Annotated in this window: 3 protein-coding genes; all 3 read left to right on the forward strand. The window is 35.9% G+C overall.

The window, feature by feature from the left end; genetic code table 11:
• A partial coding sequence (gene ilvN, locus ACY65O_RS09980; protein ID WP_462220706.1) for an acetolactate synthase small subunit occupies positions 1-562 on the forward strand: 562 nt, incomplete at its 5' end.
• Between the two features lie 90 nt (positions 563-652).
• A complete protein-coding gene (gene ilvC / locus ACY65O_RS09985; RefSeq protein ID WP_462220707.1) occupies positions 653-2,137 on the forward strand; it encodes a ketol-acid reductoisomerase in 1,485 nt (494 codons plus the stop codon).
• 63 nt (positions 2,138-2,200) lie between these two features.
• On the forward strand, positions 2,201-2,885 hold a 685-nt coding region (locus ACY65O_RS09990), incomplete at its 3' end, for a pyridoxal-phosphate dependent enzyme (RefSeq protein WP_462220708.1).

Below are 2,885 nucleotides of genomic sequence, written 5' to 3' on the forward strand. Positions count from 1 at the left end.
TTATACAGAAAACCAAATTGGGTTGTTAAACCGGATTGCTATAATTTTTTCAAGAAGAAAAATTAATATCGATAGTTTGAATACATCACCCAGCGAAATTGACAGCGTACACCGCTTTACGATTGTTATAAACGAGTCGGAAGAAGTAGTGCGTAAAGTTTGTCGGCAGATAGAAAAACAGGTAGAAGTTTTAAAAGTATATTATAATACTAACGATGAAATTATCTGGCAGGAATTAGCCTTATACAAAGTGCCTACAGAAATTATTGCAGAAGAAGTTAAGGTAGAAAGATTATTAAGTCAGCATGGTGCAAAAGCGGTTGTAATAAGAAAAGATTATACCGTATTTGAAGTATCCGGACAAAGAGAAGAAACCGATAATTTAATAAAAGTACTGGAACCATTTGGATTGATCGAATTTGTACGTAGTGCAAGAATTGCGATCATAAAAAACAGTGAAGGCTTTCATAAAAAGTTAAGTGAGTTTGAATATAAAGAGCCGGGTGAAGAAGCAGTAGAAAATGAATTTTTAAATCAGAACGAAGAAGTGTTTTCAATGTAATAGTTATTGAAGTAAAATGAAATTTAAAATAAAAAAATAATCTAAAAACAAACTTCGTCACCCCTTTAGGGGATGGGGGCAACAATTATTATGGGAAATTATTTCAACACATTGCCATTAAGAGAACAATTAAATCAACTGGGTGTATGTGAGTTTATGGATATTAGTGAATTTTCAAATGGCGTAAATGCATTGAAAGGAAAAAAATTGGTAATTATAGGTTGTGGTGCACAAGGTTTAAACCAAGGGTTAAATTTAAGAGATTCTGGTTTAGATGTTTCTTATGCGTTGCGTAAAGAAGCCATTGATGCCAAAAGACAATCTTGGAAAAATGCAACTGAAAATAATTTTACTGTTGGTACGTATGAAGAATTAATTCCAACGGCTGATTTAGTATTGAATCTTACACCAGATAAACAACACACCGCTGTTGTTGCTGCAGTAATGCCATTGATGAAAAAGGGAGCTACACTTTCTTACTCCCATGGTTTTAATATTGTAGAAGAAGGAACGCAAATAAGAAAAGACATTACCGTAATAATGGTAGCGCCAAAATGTCCGGGCTCGGAAGTTCGTGCTGAATATGTACGTGGCTTTGGTGTACCTACATTAATTGCAGTGCATCCGGAAAATGATCCCGAAGGAAAAGGATTGGAGCAGGCAAAAGCCTATGCAGCAGGAACAGGCGGACACAAAGCAGGTGTATTGCGTTCTTCATTTGTTGCAGAAGTAAAATCTGATTTAATGGGAGAACAAACTATTTTATGTGGTTTGTTGCAAACGGGTTCAATACTTTGCTTTAATAAAATGGTAGAAAAAGGAATTGATAAAGGCTATGCCTCTAAGTTAGTGCAGTATGGCGTAGAAGTAATTACAGAAGCATTGAAGCAGGGTGGTATCACCGCTATGATGGACAGATTATCGAACGCTGCTAAAATAAAAGCATTTGAATTATCAGAAGAATTAAAAACCATTATGCGTCCGTTGTTTCAAAAACACCAGGATGATATTATGAGTGGAGAGTTTAGTAAAACAATGATGATAGATTGGGCCAACAACGATAAAAACTTATTAGCATGGCGTGCCGCTACTGGCGAAACTGCTTTTGAAAAAACACCAGCAGGAGAAATGAAAATTGCTGAGCAGGAATATTTTGATAATTGTTTATTATTTGTAGCCATGATACGTGCTGGTGTGGAATTAGCTTTTGAAACTATGGTTGAAGCTGGCATTAAAGAAGAATCAGCCTATTACGAATCATTGCATGAAACACCATTGATTGCAAACACCATTGCCCGCAAAAAATTATTTGAAATGAACAGGGTAATTTCTGATACAGCAGAGTATGGTTGCTATTTGTTTGATCATGCATGTAAGCCCTTGCTGGCAGATTTTATGAACAAGATAGACACTGATGTAATTGGTAAAAATTACAACACAGGTAAGGATGGTGGCGTGGATAATAAAACTTTAATTGCAGTAAACAAAGTATTACGTTCTCACCCGGTAGAAAAAATTGGTACACAATTAAGAGAAGCGATGACGAGTATGAAAGCGATAACCCCCATCCCCTAAGGGGAGTTATTTGGAGGGTATCAAAAAATTTAAAAGTACAAAATTTGAAAGTGAAAATTTAAGATGAACGAACAAAGAAAAATAGAGACGTTGAATAACTCTCCTTTAGGGGATGGGGGTCTTGATTTTGCGGCTGCAGCTTTTCGTTTAAAAAACGTAGTGAACAGAACACCACTTTCATTTAATCTTAATTTATCAAAAAAATACCAGTGTAATATTTTTTTAAAGAGAGAAGATTTGCAGGTGGTACGTTCTTACAAATTACGTGGCGCTTACAATATGATGAGCAGTTTATCTGCAGAGCAATTACAGCGTGGTGTGGTATGTGCAAGTGCAGGTAATCATGCACAGGGATTTGCGTACAGTTGTAAAAAACTCAATTGTAAAGGCGTTGTATTTATGCCGGTGATTACTCCCAATCAAAAAATTAGTCAAACAAAAATGTTTGGTGAAGATAACGTTACTGTAAAATTGGTAGGTGATACATTTGATGATTGCGCTATAGCAGCAAAAAAATATACGGAAGAAAATAACATGGTGTTCATTCCTCCTTTTGATGATTATAAAATTATTGAAGGACAGGGGACAGTTGGTGTTGAAATTTTAGAACAGTTAAATGAAGAAGAAAATATTTCTCACCAATCTTCGCTTCAATCTTCTCCATTTCTCTCCCCCCTGGGGAGGATAGGTGGGGCTGCCGATTTTCTTTTTATTCCTGTTGGCGGTGGTGGATTGAGTGCAGGTGTGG

Source organism: Ferruginibacter sp. (assembly GCF_031430955.1).
Lineage (GTDB): Bacteria > Bacteroidota > Bacteroidia > Chitinophagales > Chitinophagaceae > Ferruginibacter.

Coding starts and splice junctions, on each gene's coding strand:
- ilvC (WP_462220707.1), top strand. CDS start 653: ATGGGAAATTATTTCAACACATTGCCATTAAGAGAACAATTAAATCAA.